Origin of the sequence: Vreelandella gomseomensis (assembly GCF_031451645.1) — a bacterium.
Taxonomy (GTDB): domain Bacteria; phylum Pseudomonadota; class Gammaproteobacteria; order Pseudomonadales; family Halomonadaceae; genus Vreelandella; species Vreelandella gomseomensis.
In genome coordinates this window covers 81,960-97,822 of the sequence record NZ_JARWAI010000008.1, presented here as the reverse complement: position 1 = coordinate 97,822, position 15,863 = coordinate 81,960, and the positions used below count along the sequence as shown (strand labels likewise).

Below are 15,863 nucleotides of genomic sequence, written 5' to 3'. Positions count from 1 at the left end.
GTGTGGCTACCGGGGACGGCGCTTGCTCAGCTGGTGGCCCTGGCAAGCAGCTTGAGCTTGCGCAAAAGCATATAGCCGGCCAGCACCTTGCGGCCGCCCGCAAGGGCACCCCGCGGGTTACGCGCCAGCCGCAGCGCGACCAGCCCGCCGATCAAGTAGGCGGGCATCTTGAAGCGCTGCCAGCCGGAGTCGATGGGAGACGCTGCCTGCAACAGCTGGTCGCTGTCGACCAGGATATCGACACGCTGCTGCTCAAGTTCGGCAAGCAAACGTGCTTTTCGCTCGGCCCGGGAAGGTGGCCGAGTCTCGGCACCTGGCGGCTTAGCGGGGGCGTTGGTCGGGCGCATGCTTGGCCTCCAGCAAAGCGCGGTCGGCGGCTAATTGATTGAGCGTTTCTTTCAGCAGGGTGTGCCGTTTGGCCTGGCGGAGGGCAATGATGCCCAAGGTAATGCTTGCCAGGATCAGCACCAAGGCGCTTATCGCAATGGCGGTAAGCCGGTAGGTATCCCAGAACAGCACCACCACCATCGCCACCAGGGTGGCAACGCCGAGCAGTAGAAGCAGCAAGCTGGCACCGGCCAGCAGCATCAATACCAAAAGCCTTGAGCGCTCTTCTTCCAGCTCGACGACCGCTAAACGTAACCGCGTTTCACCATTGGCAATCAGTGAATTGAGGAGCCGCTTAGCGGCTGAAAAAACGCGTTGGGTAGGCCCCAAAGCCATTAGCGACGACCGAGCAGCATACCCACGATGACGCCCGCTGCAGCGCCGATGCCGATGCTGGTCCAGGGATTGTCATGGACGTAGCGATCGCAGGCGTCGGCCTGATGGGTCAGGGACTCACGGGTGTCTTCGTAGAGGCGCTCGCCGCGCGCTTCCAGACGGTGACGGGTATCCTTGAGGCGCTGCTCGGCGCGGGCGCGAAGATCGCGCATCTCGCCGCTAGCGTCTTTTGAGGTGGCATTGACCAGTTCCTCGACGGTGTCGCTCAGGTGGCGCAGATCTTCTTTGAGCTGATCGGCCTGTGCGGTGCTTTCGTTTTGACGTTTAGCCATGTTGTCATCCTTTGACGATAAGTGAACAGCTACCAGCATAGCAGCCGCATCAACACTGACAAGTGAATTGCCTATCGGTTCAGGCCGCTGGCGCTGAATAACGGGTTCAGGCTGAATCCGATGCTCAGCCGGTGAACCTGATGGTCATAGTCGATCAGGCTTTCTCCGTAGCCGTAATAATACTGGACATGGGCGCGCAGCGAGTTGAACGCCGGCCAGCTGTAGTCGATCTGGGTGCCCATATTGCCGGCGCTGGGGTTGCCCCGTAGCTGACCGCTGATCTCGTGGTTGTCATCGAGGCGTTTCGCGACGCGAATGTCACCGTAGCCCATGTAGCGCTCGATGTCGGGGTTGTCGTCATCCTCTTCCGACTCGGGAATACGCCAGTGGGGGGCAAAGGTGACGGCCCAGTCACCACTCTGGAAAATGCTTTCCAGATAGACGCGGTTCCAGCTGCGCGACAACGGGTCGGAGCGGCCGTTTGACTGATGGTTGATCGCCACGCGGTTGCGCGTGTTGACCCAGCCGAAAGCATCCCAGGGGGTGTCGATGTCGATAAACACCTCGGGCTCGTAGTTGGTTTCGCGGAACGGCGACGATGCATCGGTGTTATACGCCTGCCACCAGCTGCGCTGGGTATAGCCGAAGTAAAGGTCGCCCACGTCGTCCCACAGCACATCCTCCGCGAGATTGACCTTGGCGCTGAACTGGAACTTCAGCTCGATATCGTCGGGGGCAGTGTCGGATGAGATGCTGCGAAAATTCTCGCGATTCTGCTTTTCATTGTAGCTTACCGGGAACAGGTAATTGGTTCGGTGCGTGGTGATCGAGAAGGGATTACGCCCCGATGCCTGCTCCAACTGGCGCCGCTCGTTGAGATCTTCAAGCGCGACCAGCTCGGGGGGCGGCACGACGGTTTCGCCGTCGGCCTCGAGCTCATCCACCTGCTGTAACTGCTGGTGGAGCCGGGACAGCTCGTTATTCAGCTCGCGGATGCGTGTTTCGATATCGTCGCGGGTATCGGCGTGAGCAAAGGTGCCAGCGGCCAGCAATCCGGCCAGCAACATGAAAGGTGTTAAACGTCGGTGTCGAATGACCATCGAGAACTCACATGAATGGGGGTGAGGCACGTACCTGTGCCAACGCTTTTCTATCACGCTGTCGGCGTAAGTCAACCGTTATGATTGCGCGGTGACGGGCAACCTACGACAATGGCGCGGCTCAACATCGATGCGTCAGCGAGGCACAGCCCGTGGTGAAATTCGCCTTCCCCTTGGCTATGAAGGGGTTAGTGGCCTTGGGGCTGCTTTTATGTAGCGTCGCCTTGAACGCGGCCACGCTGGATGACGTGCCTGACGAAGCAGCGCTTCAGCAACGACTCGCCGAGCTTGGCGCCCAGGAAACGTTAAACGCACAGCAGGCGCTGGATCAACAGGCGCTAACCGCCGCCCTGGAAGCCTATGAGCGCCTGGGGGCCATCGATCAGCAGCTTGCCGAGCTGGAAAAACGGGTCAGCCAGGCCCCGGATGCGCTGATCGCCGTCGAGCGCGAGCTCAACGAGGCAGAAGAGGGCGACGACATGCCGTCCATCGAGCAGCTCAGCGACCTGCCGCTGGCGGCGCTCGAGTCCCAGCAGGCCGAAGCGCTGGCGACCCTGCAGCGGCTGCAGAGCCAGCTGGCGGAAGTGAACTCGCAGTTCCTCACCGCCCAGACGCTACCCGAGCGCGCCCAGCAGTCCATGGCGGTCACCCTCGAGCGGATGGAGTCCTTGCGCCGTGACGCTGCTGAGCGTGAAGCGCTGCTCGGCGATCGCCAGCTGTCGGCGCTCAGCGACCCGCGCATGATTCAGCTGCGCCTCGAGCGCGCCGTCGCCGAGCGGGAAGTGGCGCTTTATCAGCGCCAGCTCAGTGCCAACGGGCGACTGCGTGACCTCGCTCAGCAGCGCCGCGACCTGTTGATGCAGCAAATCGACCATCACGAACAGCGGCTCAACCTGCTGCAGAACGTCATCGACCGGCAGCGGCGCCTGGCTTCCGAGCAGGCGATTGCCGACGCGGCCCAGGATAATCCGCTGATCGCCGCCGGCCACCCGGTGGTGGTTCAGGCCCAGGAGCGCAACCAGGCATTGAGCCTGGCGCTGCTTCAAGCGAGCGAGCGGGATAACACCCTGCTGCGTGACAACATCGATGCGCAGCGCCAGCTTGAGCACGTGCGCCAGCTCCAGCGCAGCCTGAACGAGCAGATTGAAGCCATCCGCGGCAGCCAGCTGCTCTCGCGGATTCTCCGCGAGCAGCGTCAGTCGCTGCCCAATGTCTTGCCACGCCGCGACCTGCAGGATGAAATCGCCGACCTGCGGCTCAAGCAGTTTGATCTGGTCCGCCAGCGCGATCAGCTTCGCCAGGCCGAGCAGCTGGCCAGACAGCGGCTCGATGACGCTGACATCGAGGCCACCCCGGCGTTGATCACGTCGCTGTCGCGGCTTTATCAGTCGCGCCGGGAGCTGGTCGAGGAACTCGAGGAAGTTTACGGACGCCTGCTGAGTGCTGCCGTGGAACTGCAACTCAATCAGCAGCAGTTGCTGTCCACGACCCAGACGCTGCGTACCACCATCGACGAGCAGCTTTTCTGGGTGGCCAACAGCCGCCCCCTGGATCTCAACTGGCTGCGCCAATTACCTAAGCATCTGCGTCTCGAATGGCAGGAAGGCGAATGGCGAGCCATCCTGCCGACACGCTGGCCGGCCCCGGATTGGGGAATGCTCAGCGGCGCGCCTTTGCTGGCCGTCAGTCTGGTACTGGTCGCCCTGCGTCGACGGGTCAAGGCTCGTCTGGCGCACCTGCACAGTCAGATAGGGCGTCTCAAGAGCGACACGCAGCTGCACACGCCCAAAGCCGTTTTCCTCAATGCGCTGCTGGCCGTGCCCGGGCCCCTGGCGCTGGCCGGTGCCGGCGCGGCCGTGGCCTCGACCCAGAGCACGCTAGCGGTGACCCTGGCACCGGCGTTGGTGCAGCTGGCGCTGAGCTGGATGGTGATTGCTCTGGGGCGGCGCCTGCTGGTGGTGAACGGCGTGGCCGAGCAGCACTTTACCTGGTCACCGATTTACAACGCGCGCCTGCGGGGGCTGCTGGCCTGGCTGGGCGTGGCGCTGGTGCCGGTGATTGCAATCTCGACGCTGGCCGACAACCTGCAGACGCCGCTCGCCCAGCGACCCGTGGCCCTGATGCTCCTGGCCCTGGGGCTGTTGGCCATGAGCATCTGCCTGGCGCGCCTGATTCTGGCTCACGTGCCGATTTTTGGGGTGCGTCTGTTTCGATTGCTGCTGGGGCTGGCCATGGCGGCAGTGCCCGTTGCCTTGCTGGGGATGGTGGTATGGGGCTATGAATACACCGCGTTGCGACTGGTCGGCCGCTTTGTTGCCACGCTCTACCTGCTGGGGCTGTGGGTGGTGGTCGAAGCCACGGTGGTGCGCAGCCTCGCCGTTGCCGCCCGGCGGCTGGCGTACCGCCGGGCCCTTGCCAGACGTCGCGCCCAGGTACAGGAGGGCGCCGAGGGCGGCCTGGAAGTGGTGGAGGAGCCGCCGCTGGACATGGAGCAGATCAATACCCAGTCGCTACGCCTGTCCAAGCTGATCCTGTTGATTGCCTTCAGCGGATTGCTTTACCTGGTATGGGCGGACTTGCTGTCGGTGCTTGGCTATCTGGATCAGGTGTCGCTGTGGGAGAACACCGACGGCGAGCTGGTCGACAATGCGCTGTCAATCTCGGATCTGTTCAGTGCGCTGCTGGTAGTGGCGTTGACGTTCATCATGGCGCGCAACCTGCCCGGGCTGCTGGAGGTCATGGTGCTGTCCCGCCTGACGCTGAAGCAGGGCAGCGCCTACGCGATCAGTTCGCTGCTGTCATACACCATTGTCGGCACGGGTGTGGTCTCGGCGTTGGCCACGCTCGGTGTATCCTGGGATAAACTGCAGTGGCTGGTGGCGGCCTTGAGCGTAGGGCTGGGGTTTGGCCTGCAGGAGATCTTTGCCAACTTCATTTCCGGGCTGATCATCTTGTTCGAGCGCCCCATTCGCATTGGCGACACCATCACCCTGGGCAATCTGCACGGCACGGTAAGCCGTATTCGTATCCGCGCGACGACGGTAACCGATTTCGACCGCAAGGAAATCATCATTCCCAATAAAACCTTCGTCACCGATCAACTGATCAACTGGTCGCTCTCCGACAACGTCACCCGGGTCGTGTTGACCTACGGGGTGGCCCACGGCTCGAACCTGGCCCTGGTGCATCGTCTGCTGCGCCAGGCCGCGGATGAAAACGCTCGGGTGCTCACCGACCCCGAGCCCCAGGTGTTCTGCATGAGTTACGGGCCCCACAGCCTCAACTTCGAGTTGCGCATCTTTGTCAACGACCTGCTGGATCGGCTGTTTGCCGCCGACGAGGTCAACTGCCGGGTGGACGCCCTGTTCCGCGAGGCGGACGTGCGCGTGGCGTTTGAGCAGATGGATGTCTGGCTGCACCGTGATGCGGGCGATGCGGTGAAAGTGGAATCCTTCAAGCCACCCGAAGCGCCGTTCAGTGGCTAGGCCATGGTCTGGCCGTTGGTTTTCTGCGCATAGAGCAGAAACTCCTGGTTGCCGTCGCCGCCGGTAATCGGGCTCACCTGCCAATGCTGAACCATCAACCCCTGCGACTGGCAGGCATCGCGCAGGCGGGCTTCCACCTGGGGATAGTTCGCCGAGTCGCGCACCACGCCGCGTTTGTCCAGCGCGCTCGGGGTCAGCTCGAACTGCGGCTTGACCAGCGATATCAGCCGCCCATTAGCGGGCAGCAGGGCGGCCAGCTCGGGCAGGATCAGGGTCTGCGAAATGAACGATACGTCCATCACCGCCAGGTCGATGGGGTGCTCGCGGAGTGCGTCCTGGAGGGAAGGCACATCGCGCATGGCGCGGGCGTTGATGCCCTCGAGACAGGTGACGCGTGGGTCGCGACGCAGGCGGGCATCGAGCTGGCCGTGGCCGACCTCGACGCCAATTACATGGCGCGCGCCGGCGTGCAGGGCGCAATCGCTGAAGCCCCCGGTGGACTGGCCGACATCCAGTACGTTAAGGCCATCAAGCCGCAGATCGAGGGCGGCCAGCACCGCTTCGAGCTTGAGCCCGGCCCGGGATACATAACGCTCTTCCGGGTCCGGGGCGACCTCAAAACGGGTATCCTCGGGCCACTTTTCGCTGGGTTTGACGAGCGTCTGGACGCAGCCGGGGAGTGACACGCGGCCATGGCGAATAAGCCGTTGCGCGCGGGTGCGTGAACTCGCCAGCCCCTGGCTGACGAGCAGTTGGTCGAGTCGCCTCATAGGTCGTAGGGCGGTTGATCCGGGACTTCGCTGGCTTGCAGCTCGGCGGCGGGCAGCCGCTCGGCGCCCCAGCTTTGGCGCAGGTAGCGTTTGACGTTGCTGAGTTCGTCCTCGGTGACCGTGGCCAGTTCGCCCCTTTCCAGCGGGTCGAAGTGGTAAATGTAAAGCCGCGAGACGAACTGCGGAAACGGTAGCGAGGCTTCGCCAAAGCGTTCGCCGTGCCCCGCCGTGCTGACCTTGACGCCGTCGCCCCAATCCTGGCCGCTGTCGTTGTTGGGGTTGTAGAAGTAGACGCGCATCACGTCGTTGGGATCCAGGGACGCACGCAGGATGGTGATGGCGTGCCAGCCGATAAACCGTGCCGCGCTGTCTGTCACGGCAATACCCGCCGGCTGAGGATGAATCAGCGGCTGGTTGCCGTTGTAGTAAGGGTGATAGCAGGCGTAGAAATGACGAATGAAGTCGTCCACCTCGGTGAGCTGACCCGACGCCACGTCAACGTTGATGCGAAACCCGCGCCCTGACCACCAGCCGTGGAACTCCGGGTTGACCCAGCGGTGGGGGTCGCCCTCGCGGCCGAGGCATCGGCGGCCCATTTCGGCATAGATGCGATCCAGATGAGGCACCACGATCAGCGAGACGGGGTCGAGGTCCATGGGCAGCTCGGTGGCAACGCCGGAGAGGCTTGCCATGGAGGAGATCGCCTGACCTTCAAAGTGCATGATGATCTCGTCATCACGCGCCGCCCAGGCCACCATCTGCAGCAGGTAGTCCGGGTCGTTGTAGGCCCACATCGACAGCGCGCGGGCCGACTGGCAGGTGGGGTTGTTACCCTGGCCCACGCCCAGCGGCAGGCCCAGCATGCACAGCACGCCTTCCAGCAGACGTGCTCGGGACGATGCCGTCTCGCCGAAGGCAAGGTTAAGGCGATACTGGGACCATTCGGACAGCGGCAGGTTGAGCTGGCGCCACATGGCAGGGGCCACCGGCGGCTGATAGAGAATGCCCCGTTCGAGCATCAGCGCCAGGCCGTAGACCGACTGAGCGGTAGCCGGGTAGACGCCGCCGCGGATCAGCGCGTGGGCCAGCTCGCGATAGCACAGCAGGCAGTCGCGGCCGGTGGACGACAGCCCCAGCGCTTCGCTCACCAGGTGGTCGCCTTCTTCCAGCAGGTGGCGCAGCAGGACGGCATGGTACGGCGAGACCAGGCCGGTATCGTGCATGGCGCGAGCAAAGCCGGTGGCCTCGGCCTGGAGGGCAGCCTGGTCCATGCCGTCGAGGCGTTCGCGATAGACCTCGATGCCTGGGTCTTCACGGCACGCCTGGGTGGGGCCGTAAAGCGAGCTGACCAGCCGGTCGGCGCCTTGGCCGCTGGCCCCCAGGTCGATCTCGGGGTTGACCTGGCACAGCGCGATCTGGGTGATCATCTGCTTGATGGCCTCGACCTGGATGGGTCGCTGCTTGAGAATCCGCCAGATTTCATCGATCAACTGATCGATGATGTGTTCGTAGCCAATCCGCTCGGCCAGGTATTGGAAAAGCTGGCGGGGGATAACGGCCAAACGGCCCTGTTGTTCGCGTTCAGCCTCGCTGGGCGCGGTGAACAGCAGCCAGAGGTTGATGGCCATCACCTGTGTCAGGTAATGATGGGCAAACTCCTCCGACACCAGCGGGTGGGGATAATCCCCTTTGGCCACGGCGAGAAGCCGCAGCTCGCTGAGCGCCTCGATCACCACCACGTTGGGGTCGGTGCTTTTGAGCGACAGCGTGGTCAGGGTGGGCACCAGGAACTGGGGCGTCTGCCAATCGGAGCCCAGAAAGACGCCTGCCGATTCATACGCTTGGGCCCGGTATTCGAGCGCTTGAGCGCCGCCGTTGCGCATCAGCAGTTGACGTGCCATGTCCAGCACGCGCGGCAGCTGCGCAGGTTTCAACGACGTCGGCGCCTGCAAAAGTTGCTGCACGGCATCGTCAAAGTGGGTCAGCAGCCCGTTTAGCTCAGCGTCTTGCGTCGATGGCTGTTGATCGGTTGTCACGTTGATTCCTTGTCCCGGGTATGCGGGGATTATACATGGAAGTCGCGATCGTCCGGCTGTTTTCGTCGATCACGACGCGTAAGCACCTTCTCATCCCTAACGTAGATCATTCTCCACCGAGTACCATAAGCCAGCCTGGTACCACCCTACCTGCCGTCGCTGGATTCAGCCAGGCATGCTTGTCGCGCGGCAAACGCTTGTGGATACGGATATGTTAAGCTGTGAGGTCAATTGAATGTTCCAGTGGCAAGAGGGAAAGGCCAAGATGGCGGCCAAGCCGATTTACCGAGTGGTGGTGCACCAGCAGGGTGAAATTTGGGATTTATACGTGCGCGAGATCTTTCAAAGCGAACTCTGGGGCTTTATTGAAGTCGAGGAGTTTGTCTTTGAAGATGCCTCACGGGTGGTGGTCGACCCCGCCAGTGAAAAACTGCGGCACACCTTCGAGGGCGTCAAGCGAAGCTACCTACCGCTCAATGCCATCGTGCGTATCGATGAAGTGGAGCGCGAGGGGCCTTTGAAAGCCGTTAAAAGTGACGCGCAGGTGGCGGAGTTTCCACGTCCCTTTCCACTCCCCCCGCGCGGTGATTAGTCATGTGAGCGCTGCCCTTTGGGCGGCGTATTAACTAGGACATTACGTCATGCAAGTAGCTCGATTTTGTCACCGATACCGGACGGTAGCCGCCGGTATACTAGTCAGTGTCTGGTGTGTAAATGCCTCAGCGCAGTCAGGCAGCGATGCCTGGGTAACCGACGAACTCTCCACCTTCGTGCGCAGCGGCCCCACCGACGGCTATCGCATCGTCGGCACGCTAACGGTGGGGGAGCAGGTGCAAGTACTGGAGACCAGCGGCGACTACACGCGAGTCCGCGGCGAAGGTGGGGACGCAGTATGGATCCTGAGCGATGAGCTGCAGCAGACTCCCAGCGCCACCGAGCAACTGCCTGAGCTCGAGTCCCAGGTCGATTCGCTGACGGCGGAGCTGGATGGCATCAATGAGGAGTGGGAGCAGCGGGTGGCGAGCATGCGCCAAACGCTGGAGGCCCGCCAGCAGCGCATTGATGAACTGGAAACCCGCAATGATCAGCTGGGCAGTCGCGCCGACGAGTCCACCGAACAGGTACGTGCCCTGCAAGCCCGCCTGGATACCCAGGAAGAAGACCTGCTGATGCGCTACTTCATGTATGGCGGCGGCGTCGCCGGTGCCGGTTTGGTGGTCGGACTCATCGTGCCGCATCTGCCGCGGCGGCGTAAAAAACGCGACCGTTGGTTTTGACGGTGGGTGAGCGGGTATGACGGATCTCTGGCGTGCCAGGTGGCAGGAAGGTCGCATCGGCTTTCATTTGCCCAGGCCACACCCAGCACTGCAGCGCTACTGGCCCTTGCTTGGCGTGCCTGACCGCGCCAAGGTGCTGGTGCCACTGTGTGGCAAGACCCTGGATATGCGCTGGCTGGCCGAGGCAAATCACCCCGTGCTCGGGATCGAGCTGGCGCCGGAAGCGGTCGAGCAGTTTCTGGCCGAGTCGTCGGTGCCGGTGGCGCGCTACCAGCAGGCCGGGTTCACAATCTGTCGCCAGGGAAGTATCGAGCTGTGGTGCGGCGACTTCTTCCACCTGCATATCCAGCAGGCAAGCGAAATCGGAGCGTTCTACGACCGCGCGGCCCTGATAGCCTTGCCGGAAGCGACGCGCCAGCGCTATGCCTTCCATCTTGCTCAGCTGGTGCCGCCCGGGGCCAAGGGGCTGCTGGTGAGCCTGACCCACGACGGGGAGAAGGCCGGGCCTCCTTACAGCGTGCCGAACCAGGAAGTCGAGACGCTGCTGTCACCCAACTTCCGGCTGACCCTGCTGGAGGAAAGCGAGCCGGATGAACGGGGGCTTTGCGAAAAGGTGTGGCATCTGGTGCGCCGAGGGCCGCTGGCCTAGCCAGCGGCTGACGCACACTAAAGAAAGAAGGGCGAACGCCGTCGTTGGCTTTTTAGCGGGCCAGCAGCCGGCCCAGATCCTGATCGCTGAAGGCGCGATTGAGCGCGTCACCCAGCAGGTCGTTGAGCATCCGGGTATTGGTGGCCTTGTCGGGCTTCACCGCGTATTCCTGGCTGCGCCGTGACGTGTAGGTGCCGGTGTAGGTCGTGCCGTCATTGCGGGCGATGGCGCGCAGCACGCCTTCCAGCCGGGCCTCGTCGATCAATGGCTGATCGCTGTTGCCGTGGGCGTAGGAAAGACTGGCCAGTTCCAGCGTCAGGCTGGGGCGTCCATCGGCGGCTTCGTGGGTCGGGGTAAAGCCCATGTCGGCCACCGCACGCTCGGCTTCCTGCTGCAAGCGCGGAATGATTTCATGGCTATTCACAGTGACCTTCGCGGTGGACATGCCGCCGCCGGCACGGTTGCCGATGACGTCGCTGTCGCGCCCGTCCTGCGCCAGGACGGTGACTTCCTGACCCTGGCCCACCGATGTGACCTCGGCGGTGCGTTCGGGGGAAAGCTGCAGGTAATGCGGGCTGGCACAGCCCGCCAGCCAGACGCTGGCCAGCAGGATCGCTGATAAACTGAACAATTGACGCCGACGCATGGGGTTCTCCGCTGTGGCTATGTTTAAGGGCGTGTAGGCCGTCAAGTATACCTTAAGTGACGCCGACAGGTGACGTGTCCGGAACCGCGACGTCTTCCTTGAAGCGGTGCCAGTGCCGGGGATGGGCATACAGCCGCTGGCCGCGCTTCAGCGCCAGGCGGTTGAAGTCGGCATGGCGCACCGTGGCCAGCCAGGGCCTGGCCAGCCAGTCGGCTTCCAGCTCCACGCGGACTTCCGCGCCGACCGGGGAGATCGCGGTAATGGTCACCGGCAGGTGGCTATCGGCACTGGGTTGCTCGGCCAGGCGAATTTCGTGGGGGCGCAGCAACAGTTCCTCGTCGCCGTCCGGCAGATCCACCGCTACATGGGCGTCACCACAGGTAAGCGTGCCGTTTTGCACCTTGCCTTCCAGGTGGTTAACGTCGCCCAGAAACTCAAACACGAAACGGTTCTGGGGCGCGCGATAGAGGGTTTCCGGGGTGTCGATCTGTTCGATTCGCCCATTGCTCATCACCACCACGCGGTCGGACAGCTCGAGCGCCTCCTCCTGGTCGTGGGTGACGAACACGCTGGTGAAGTTGAGCTCGTCGTGGAGGTGGCGCAGCCAGCGGCGCAGGTCCTGGCGAACCTTGGCATCCAGGGCGCCAAACGGCTCGTCGAGCAGCAGCACATCCGGCTCGACGGCGAGTGCCCGAGCGAGCGAGACGCGCTGCTGCTGGCCGCCAGACAGCTGTGCCGGGTAGCGATTGGCGAAGGCTTCCAGCTTGACCATTTCTAGCAGACGATACACCTTGGCGCGGATGTCCTGGCGCGAGGGGCGTTGCCCGCGGGGCATCACCGTCAGGCCAAACGCCACGTTGTCGTAAACGCTCATATGGCGGAATAGCGCGTAGTTCTGAAACACGAAGCCAATACGCCGGTCGCGCACGTGTATGTGCGAGACGTCGCGATCGCCGAATAGAATCTTGCCGGGCGTCGGGGTCCGGTCGGCGGTTTCAAGGCCCGCGATAATGCGCAGTAGGGTGGTCTTGCCCGAGCCGGAGGGGCCCAGCAGGCCGACCAGTTCGCCCTCGTGGATATCCAGATCGATCGGCTCAAGCGCTCGGGTGCCGCCGAAGTGTTTGGCGATATTGTGTAAGCGGATACTCATGAAAAAGCCTCCCGGCGCGCGGCGCGCCATTCGAGTCCGGCCTTGGCCGCAAGCGTTAACAGGGCGATGAAGGCAAGCAAGGCCGCACAGGCAAACGCGCCCACGGCGTTGTAATCCTGGTAGAGCTGCTCCAGGTGCAAGGGCAGGGTGTTGGTCTGGCCGCGAATGGCGCCGGAGACCACCGACACCGCGCCAAATTCACCCACGGCGCGGGCGTTGGTCAGAATGATCCCGTACAGCAGCGCCCAGCGGATGTTGGGTAGGGTAACGCGGCGAAACGTCGTCCAGCCGGATGCGCCGAGCACGACGGCGGCCTCTTCTTCCCGCGACCCCTGGGCCTGCATGAGCGGAATTAGCTCCCGTGCCACAAACGGGCAGGTGACGAAGATGGTCACCATCAGAATGCCCGGCCAGGCAAACATCAGCTGAATGTCGTAGCTGTCCAGCCAGCCGCCGATCCAGCCGTTGCGCCCGTAAAGCAGCAGGTAGACAAGCCCAGCCACGACAGGCGAGACCGCAAAGGGAATATCGATCAGCGTCTGCAGCAGACGCCGGCCGGGAAAGCTGAAGCGGGTCACCAGCCAGGCTAGCGCGACGCCGAAAACCAGGCATACCGGAATGGTCAGCAGCGCGATCACCAGCGTCAGGCCAATGGCGTGGAGCGTGTAAACGTCGCTGACGTTGGTCCAGAAAACGCCCACGCCCTGGGAAAACGCCTGAGCAAAAATGGCGACCAGCGGTAGCAGCAGAAAAAGCCCCGATAGCCCCACTGCCGTGGCAATCAGCAGGCGGCGGACGAGGGGCGCGTCTCCGATCCGTTGCATCAGGCGTTTCCTCCGTGCAGGCGGCGCACGAAACGGCCCTGCCAGATATTGATCGCCAGCAGCAGGGCCAGCGACACGAACAGCACCACCGAGGCGATGGCAGACGCCCCGGCGTAGTCGTACTCCTGGAGCTTGACGAAGATCATCAGCGCAGTGATCTCGGTTTCGTAGGGCATGTTGCCGGCAATGAAGATGATCGCCCCGAACTCGCCGAGCGAACGCACGAATGCAAGCCCGGTCCCGGTGACCAGAGCGGGCCAGAGATGGGGCATGATGACCCGGCGAAAACCCACGCCGTCGGTGGCGCCCAGCGTCATGGCCGCCTCGTCGACTTCGGCTGGCATGTCCTCAAGGACCGGCTGAACGGTGCGCACGACAAACGGAATGCTGGTGAACGCCATGGCCAGGGCAATGCCGACCCAGGTGTAAGCGACGTTGAAGCCGATGGCCTCGAGCCAGCCGCCCATCCAGCCGCTGCCGGAATAAAGCGTTGCCAGGGTGATCCCGGCAACGGCGGTGGGCAGCGCGAAGGGCAGGTCCATCAATGCGTCAAGCAGCCGCTTGCCGGGAAAGTCGTAGCGCACCAATACCCACGCCAGCAGCAGGCCAAAGACCGCGTTCACCAGCGCGGCGACAGCCGCCGCGCCAATGGTGACCATGTAGCTGGCGACCACCCGGCCTTCGGTGATGATGGCCCAGTACTCGGCAAGGCTAAGCCCGGCCAGCTGGCCGAAAAGCCCGGTAATGGGCAGCAGCAGGACCAGCGAAATAAACAGCACGCTGATACCCATAGAAAGGCCAAAGCCCGGCAGCACGCGCGCGCTGCCGGAGTGACGAAGGGCGAAGTGGCTCATGGCTCAATCCGGCGGATGAAAAGAATTAGCGGCGCTGAAGCTGGTCGAGCATGCCGCCACCTTCAAAGTGCGTTTCCATCGCTTCTGGCCAGCTACCGAAAACATCTTCAACTTTCAGCAGGTCGGTTTCGGGGAACTGATCGGCAAATTCCTCGACCACCGCCTCATGGTGCACACGATAGTTGAAGCCTGCCAGCAGCCGCTGAGTGTCCTCACGGTAGAGGTATTCCAGGTAGCTTTGCGCCAGGTCGCTGTTACCGTTTCGCTCAGCGTTTTCGCCCACAACGGCTACGGGGAACTCCGCAAGGATGCTGGTAGGCGGCACGATTACCTCGTAATCATCGCTGCCATATTCCTTGCGAATGTTGTTGACCTCGGACTCGAAGCTGATCAACACATCGCCGATCTCACGTTCGATAAAGCTGGTCGTCGCGCCGCGACCGCCGGTGTCGAAGACCTCCACGTTGGCGAGGAAGGTACGCATGAAGTCCTGAATCTGCTCTTCGTCGCCGTCAAATTGCTCGTCGGCAAAGCCCCAGGCGGCCAGGTAGGTGTAACGACCGTTACCCGACGTTTTGGGGTTGGGGAAGACAATCTCGACGTCTTCCTCGACCAGGTCGTCCCAGTTTTCGATGTCCTTGGGATTGTCCTTGCGCACCAGAAACGCCGTGGTTGAATAGTAGGGCGAGGCGTTGTTGTCCAGCGCCTCCTGCCAGTCTTCGTCCACCAGGCCCGCCTCAGCGAGGACGTTGACATCGGTCACCTGGTTGAACGTCACGACGTCAGCGCGCAGCCCTTGCATGATGGCGCGTGCCTGGGCAGATGAACCGCCGTGGGATTGGCTGACCTCGACGTCTTCGCCGTGCTCTTCGGCCCACCAGGCTTCAAACCTGGGATTGATCTCGGCAAACAGCTCGCGAGCAATATCGTAGGAGGAATTCAGCAGTTCGCGTTCTTGCGCCACGGCCGGGGTGGACAACGAAGCGCCGACGGCCAGGGCCACCAGGCTGCGGCGGAAAACAACGGATAGCGGCATGACAAGCTCCTTTAAATGCTAAGCCAGCGTTGGCGATAGTTAGCAAGCAAGATTAAACCTGTAATTGTGGAATTACAATTGTGTTTTATATTCTTTTTTGGCATATAAGGGTATCCAGGACGCTGGCGGGTGGGTATCCGCCCGCCAGCGTTACCGACCTGAACCTGAGGCGCAAGCTTCTGCTAAGATAGCTGCCTTCATTTACGGCGACGGTTATCGCCGGGCGTTGCCGCCGCTCAGCGGCGGGCGCAAACTGACTCTTTTTCAGCTAAGCAGGAAGGTGACATGACCGCTGCGCACGACTTTTTGATTGCCCCCTCGATTCTCTCCGCCAACTTTGCTCGTCTGGGGGAAGAGGTCGATAACGTGCTCGCCTCCGGGGCCGACATCGTGCATTTCGATGTGATGGATAACCATTATGTGCCCAACCTCACCATCGGCCCCATGGTGTGCAAGGCGCTACGCCAGCACGGCGTGACGGCGCCGATCGACGTGCACTTGATGGTCAAGCCGGTGGATCGCATGATCAGTGATTTCATCGAGGCGGGCGCCAGCTATATCACGTTTCATCCGGAAGCCTCCGAGCATATTGACCGCTCGCTGCAGCTGATCCGCGATGGGGGCTGCAAGGCCGGGCTGGTCTTCAACCCGGCCACGCCGCTGTCCTATCTGGACTACGTGATGGATAAAATCGACATGGTGCTGCTGATGAGCGTCAACCCAGGCTTCGGCGGGCAGTCATTTATTCCCGGAACGCTGGACAAGCTGCGCGAGACCCGGGCGCGAATCGATGCCTCAGGACGGCCGATTCGTCTGGAGGTCGATGGCGGCGTGAAAGCCGACAATATCGGCGACATTGCCGCCGCCGGTGCCGATACCTTTGTCGCCGGGTCGGCCATCTTCAGCGCGCATGACCCAAGTGATCCCCACGGCTATGACTCGGTGATCAAGCAGCTCAGGGCGGCCATGGCCAAACGCTGA

General features: G+C 62.6%; 16 protein-coding genes. 5 read left to right on the top strand and 11 right to left on the bottom strand.

What is annotated here, in order from left to right; all coding sequences use genetic code 11:
• Positions 1–26: 26 nt before the first annotated feature.
• From QC815_RS11890 to QC815_RS11875, 4 genes are all read right to left on the bottom strand, one after another.
• Positions 27–347 carry a YqjK family protein gene (locus QC815_RS11890; RefSeq protein WP_230448215.1) on the bottom strand — a complete coding sequence of 107 codons (321 nt, stop codon included), beginning with the start codon at positions 345–347 and terminating at the stop codon, positions 27–29.
• Positions 322–723 carry a phage holin family protein gene (locus QC815_RS11885; protein ID WP_310539925.1) on the bottom strand — a complete coding sequence of 134 codons (402 nt, stop codon included), beginning with the start codon at positions 721–723 and terminating at the stop codon, positions 322–324. The genes QC815_RS11890 and QC815_RS11885 overlap by 26 nt, the downstream gene beginning before the upstream one ends.
• Positions 723–1,055: an ElaB/YgaM/YqjD family protein gene (locus tag QC815_RS11880; protein WP_230448217.1), complete on the bottom strand. Its 333-nt coding sequence runs from the start codon at positions 1,053–1,055 to the stop codon at positions 723–725. The genes QC815_RS11885 and QC815_RS11880 overlap by 1 nt, the downstream gene beginning before the upstream one ends.
• Before the next feature lie 71 nt (positions 1,056–1,126).
• The gene (locus QC815_RS11875) at positions 1,127–2,155 is read right to left on the bottom strand and encodes a phospholipase A (protein WP_230448218.1); all 1,029 of its coding nucleotides are present in this window, start codon (positions 2,153–2,155) and stop codon (positions 1,127–1,129) included.
• A gap of 179 nt (positions 2,156–2,334) precedes the next feature.
• Between QC815_RS11875 and mscK the strand changes: the two genes are divergently transcribed.
• Positions 2,335–5,640: a mechanosensitive channel MscK gene (mscK, locus tag QC815_RS11870; RefSeq protein ID WP_310540029.1), complete on the top strand. Its 3,306-nt coding sequence runs from the start codon at positions 2,335–2,337 to the stop codon at positions 5,638–5,640.
• Here mscK and QC815_RS11865 read toward each other — a convergent pair.
• Together QC815_RS11865 and QC815_RS11860 are read right to left on the bottom strand one after the other, a co-directional pair.
• A complete protein-coding gene (locus tag QC815_RS11865; RefSeq protein WP_230448219.1) occupies positions 5,637–6,410 on the bottom strand; it encodes a TlyA family RNA methyltransferase in 774 nt (257 codons plus the stop codon). The genes mscK and QC815_RS11865 overlap by 4 nt on opposite strands.
• Complete coding sequence (locus QC815_RS11860) at positions 6,407–8,446, bottom strand: hypothetical protein (protein ID WP_310539923.1); 2,040 nt, start codon at positions 8,444–8,446, stop codon at positions 6,407–6,409. The genes QC815_RS11865 and QC815_RS11860 overlap by 4 nt, the downstream gene beginning before the upstream one ends.
• Positions 8,447–8,711: 265 nt before the next feature.
• Here QC815_RS11860 and QC815_RS11855 point away from each other — a divergent pair, with 265 nt between their 5' ends.
• The 3 genes from QC815_RS11855 to tmpT are packed head-to-tail and all read left to right on the top strand — an operon-like array spanning position 8,712 to position 10,372.
• On the top strand, positions 8,712–9,038 hold the full coding sequence (locus QC815_RS11855) for a DUF1820 family protein (protein WP_230448300.1): 327 nt from the start codon (positions 8,712–8,714) through the stop codon (positions 9,036–9,038).
• A gap of 49 nt (positions 9,039–9,087) precedes the next feature.
• Entirely contained in the window at positions 9,088–9,723 is a 636-nt protein-coding gene (locus QC815_RS11850) for a TIGR04211 family SH3 domain-containing protein (RefSeq protein WP_310539922.1), read from the top strand.
• A gap of 16 nt (positions 9,724–9,739) precedes the next feature.
• Positions 9,740–10,372 (top strand): thiopurine S-methyltransferase, encoded by a 633-nt coding sequence (gene tmpT, locus QC815_RS11845; RefSeq protein ID WP_310539920.1) that lies wholly within the window; start codon positions 9,740–9,742, stop codon positions 10,370–10,372.
• Positions 10,373–10,424: 52 nt separating this feature from the next.
• Here the strand turns inward: tmpT and QC815_RS11840 are convergent, their stop codons facing one another.
• The 5 genes from QC815_RS11840 to cysP are packed head-to-tail and all read right to left on the bottom strand — an operon-like array spanning position 10,425 to position 14,882.
• The gene (locus QC815_RS11840; protein WP_310539918.1) at positions 10,425–11,018 is read right to left on the bottom strand and encodes a YajG family lipoprotein; all 594 of its coding nucleotides are present in this window, start codon (positions 11,016–11,018) and stop codon (positions 10,425–10,427) included.
• Positions 11,019–11,070: 52 nt separating this feature from the next.
• Complete coding sequence (locus QC815_RS11835; protein WP_230448224.1) at positions 11,071–12,168, bottom strand: sulfate/molybdate ABC transporter ATP-binding protein; 1,098 nt, start codon at positions 12,166–12,168, stop codon at positions 11,071–11,073.
• Complete coding sequence (cysW, locus tag QC815_RS11830; RefSeq protein WP_230448225.1) at positions 12,165–12,992, bottom strand: sulfate ABC transporter permease subunit CysW; 828 nt, start codon at positions 12,990–12,992, stop codon at positions 12,165–12,167. The genes QC815_RS11835 and cysW overlap by 4 nt, the downstream gene beginning before the upstream one ends.
• Positions 12,992–13,846, bottom strand: coding sequence for a sulfate ABC transporter permease subunit CysT (cysT, locus tag QC815_RS11825; RefSeq protein ID WP_230448226.1), 855 nt, complete (start codon positions 13,844–13,846; stop codon positions 12,992–12,994). The genes cysW and cysT overlap by 1 nt, the downstream gene beginning before the upstream one ends.
• Positions 13,847–13,871: 25 nt before the next feature.
• Positions 13,872–14,882, bottom strand: a complete 1,011-nt coding sequence (gene cysP / locus QC815_RS11820) for a thiosulfate ABC transporter substrate-binding protein CysP (protein ID WP_230448227.1) — start codon at positions 14,880–14,882, stop codon at positions 13,872–13,874.
• A 285-nt stretch (positions 14,883–15,167) separates the two neighbouring features.
• Here cysP and rpe point away from each other — a divergent pair, with 285 nt between their 5' ends.
• The gene (gene rpe, locus QC815_RS11815) at positions 15,168–15,863 is read left to right on the top strand and encodes a ribulose-phosphate 3-epimerase (protein ID WP_230448228.1); all 696 of its coding nucleotides are present in this window, start codon (positions 15,168–15,170) and stop codon (positions 15,861–15,863) included.